A 2252-nucleotide genomic window follows, 5' to 3' on the forward strand; every position below is an offset into this window, starting at 1 on the left:
AGCGCAAGCGCGAGATGCCCGCCATGGGCAGCGACAGCGCCCTTCCGCCGATGCCGCCTGCAGGTCCCGAGGACGAGCACGCCGGCGGCCAGACCCCCGCTGCCGGCGATGGCCTCGGCGACAGCACCGCACCCGCTCCCAAGACGCCCGCTCGTGGCAAGCAGCAGAAGGAGCCCGAAACCGCCTGACGATGTCCCCCGGAGCCCGACGCCTTCCTCCAGCGTCGGCCCACAATCTGGGCTCGCTTCCCTTCGCGAGGCGGGCCCATTTTTTTGCGCGATGCTCGCGCGCTCAGGCCACGGGTCAAAGGTGAGAGGGAGAGGGAGCTGCGTACGAAAGGAGATGACGATGACCTATACCGTCGAAATCGGCGCCGCACCGATCAACGAGGAATGCGCGCAACTGGGGCAGACTAAAGACTTCGAGGCCATCAACCGGCTTGAAATCCGCCTGTACCGAGCGGCGATCATCGCCAGGTACGGCGTCCCTCCCGAAGGTGTCACCCTTCGCGCCAAGGCTAACGCTCACGATTTTGGCACTTACCGCGAGCTCGTCGCCGAGGTCAGCGACGCCGTGAAGGACGATCCTGCCGTCGCAGAATACATCGCCCAGGTCGAAGACGGTCTCTTCTCCTGGCTGTGCGCGGGCTTCGCCCCGCCGGTCCGCTACAAACCCGGCGGTATCGCCGATTCCGAAGGCCGCACATTCGACCAGATCGTTGCCGGTGCCATGATGACGACCAGGCCGAAACCCGACGGGTCCTTCTTCCCCCCGGATAACAAGACACTGCATGATAACCTGTGCGCCGGCTTTCCCGAGCTTGTGCCAGACTGCCTGAAAGCCAGCGCTTCGCGCTACGTCGTGGTCGAAAACGCCGGATATGTCGGTGAGCGCGACGTCCACGAAACCCCGGAGCGAGAACGGGCGGAAAGCTGGATGAGGCAGACCTACACCCCTGACGAAATCCACGAGCTTCACGTCGCCGTTGCCCATGATACCGGCAATCATCGCTCTTACGAGCTGCTGTGAGGTGCCAGCCATGAACATCCATCACACCGCTCCCGCGGATCGCGTACCGTGCTTGCTCGATGCGCTGAAGGCGCTGGTCGGCGTCATCGACATGAGCGATCCCGAGCATCCCTCATTTGCCGACAGCGCGGCTGACTGCCTGGATGAGCTGCTCCGCCATGAGGCCGACATCCGCGCCTTGCTGGCGCGGGCCCAGACCTATGGGCGGCAGACGCTTTCGCGCGCTTCCTCATGAGCACGCCGGCCTATCGCCTGCGGCTGATGCGAGATCGTCGGAATGACAATCAGCAACGCCTCGAGATTCTCGAGCGACGCCTCGCACACCAAGCCGAGGCGGCAACGCGATCGGACCAGTCGCTGCCGGAGACCTTCGGCCGCTACGCCAGCGACTGGACTAAGCGCCACGAGGCGGAGTTCCAACGCCGGCTGTCCGAACTGCGGCTTGGCGCGCGTAACGAGATCGGCTCGATCAAGCAGAAGCTCGAACGTCAATCCAATGCGATTGCAGACTTCCATCTGCGCCAGGCGCGGACCAACCAGAGGTAATCACTATGGCGCATATACTGGCGATCTATGAGATCGATCGAGCTTGGGGCGGTGCCGAAGAAGGAGGTTGGTGGTACGATTGCGGGCAGCTCGCCCGCATCATCGCCGTCATCCACGACAAAGAGCGTGCCCGAGCGAGATGCACCCGTGCGAACCGGCTCCTGCAGCACCTCCAGCGTTGCAAGCGACCCGTAGACTCCATCACCTATCTGGGCGGACGCCACACCGTGCTGGCATTCGAGGACATCGCTCCCAAGTTCTTCCCTGAACAGCGGCCGCACTACGAGTAAGGTCGTTGACGCCGCGGAACGACTGTCGAAGAATGGCAGTATGCCGCAAGATAAAGAAACGATCGACACCAGCCTTGGCAAGGTCTGGATCACCCGCTTCGACAATGGCGACGTCTCCATCTGGACACCGCCAGGATCGGCGCAAGGCAACGCGATCGCTGAGATCATCGACGGACGTGCGGCGTGGAAACCAAAGTATCGGGCCTGGTTCGTACCGCCGATCCACGCCGAGCCATTGCTCGCAGACATCGAAGACCTCTGACCGGCTAACGCCGCACGACCAGCCACACCGTCGCCCCAAGCCGTGACGCCTCGCCTGATCGGCGTGGCGGCTACGCGCGTTCGCGCGGGCCGGGCCGGAAGGGCCCGGGGGAGGAGGGGGAAGGA

5 protein-coding genes and 1 pseudogene are annotated in these 2252 nt (G+C 63.9%); all 6 read left to right on the forward strand.

The annotated features are described in order from the left end of the window. A pseudogene (locus tag GVL61_RS24325) lies at positions 1-188 on the forward strand (hypothetical protein); the annotation flags it as partial. 160 nt (positions 189-348) lie between these two features. Then, positions 349-1029 carry a hypothetical protein gene (locus GVL61_RS24330; RefSeq protein ID WP_200844958.1) on the forward strand — a complete coding sequence of 227 codons (681 nt, stop codon included), beginning with the start codon at positions 349-351 and terminating at the stop codon, positions 1027-1029. 10 nt (positions 1030-1039) lie between these two features. Beyond that, positions 1040-1264: a hypothetical protein gene (locus tag GVL61_RS24335; protein WP_159983848.1), complete on the forward strand. Its 225-nt coding sequence runs from the start codon at positions 1040-1042 to the stop codon at positions 1262-1264. After that, the gene (locus tag GVL61_RS24340; RefSeq protein WP_159983850.1) at positions 1261-1575 is read left to right on the forward strand and encodes a hypothetical protein; all 315 of its coding nucleotides are present in this window, start codon (positions 1261-1263) and stop codon (positions 1573-1575) included. The genes GVL61_RS24335 and GVL61_RS24340 overlap by 4 nt, the downstream gene beginning before the upstream one ends. Before the next feature lie 5 nt (positions 1576-1580). Then, complete coding sequence (locus GVL61_RS24345; RefSeq protein ID WP_159983852.1) at positions 1581-1865, forward strand: hypothetical protein; 285 nt, start codon at positions 1581-1583, stop codon at positions 1863-1865. Positions 1866-1905: 40 nt separating this feature from the next. Then, a complete protein-coding gene (locus GVL61_RS24350; protein WP_159983854.1) occupies positions 1906-2127 on the forward strand; it encodes a hypothetical protein in 222 nt (73 codons plus the stop codon). Positions 2128-2252 lie beyond the last annotated feature (125 nt).

The organism is Novosphingobium sp. 18050 (assembly GCF_902706195.1).
GTDB lineage: Bacteria > Pseudomonadota > Alphaproteobacteria > Sphingomonadales > Sphingomonadaceae > Novosphingobium.

Coding starts and splice junctions, on each gene's coding strand:
- GVL61_RS24330 (WP_200844958.1), top strand. CDS start 349: ATGACCTATACCGTCGAAATCGGCGCCGCACCGATCAACGAGGAATGC.
- GVL61_RS24340 (WP_159983850.1), top strand. CDS start 1,261: ATGAGCACGCCGGCCTATCGCCTGCGGCTGATGCGAGATCGTCGGAAT.
- GVL61_RS24345 (WP_159983852.1), top strand. CDS start 1,581: ATGGCGCATATACTGGCGATCTATGAGATCGATCGAGCTTGGGGCGGT.
- GVL61_RS24335 (WP_159983848.1), top strand. CDS start 1,040: ATGAACATCCATCACACCGCTCCCGCGGATCGCGTACCGTGCTTGCTC.
- GVL61_RS24350 (WP_159983854.1), top strand. CDS start 1,906: ATGCCGCAAGATAAAGAAACGATCGACACCAGCCTTGGCAAGGTCTGG.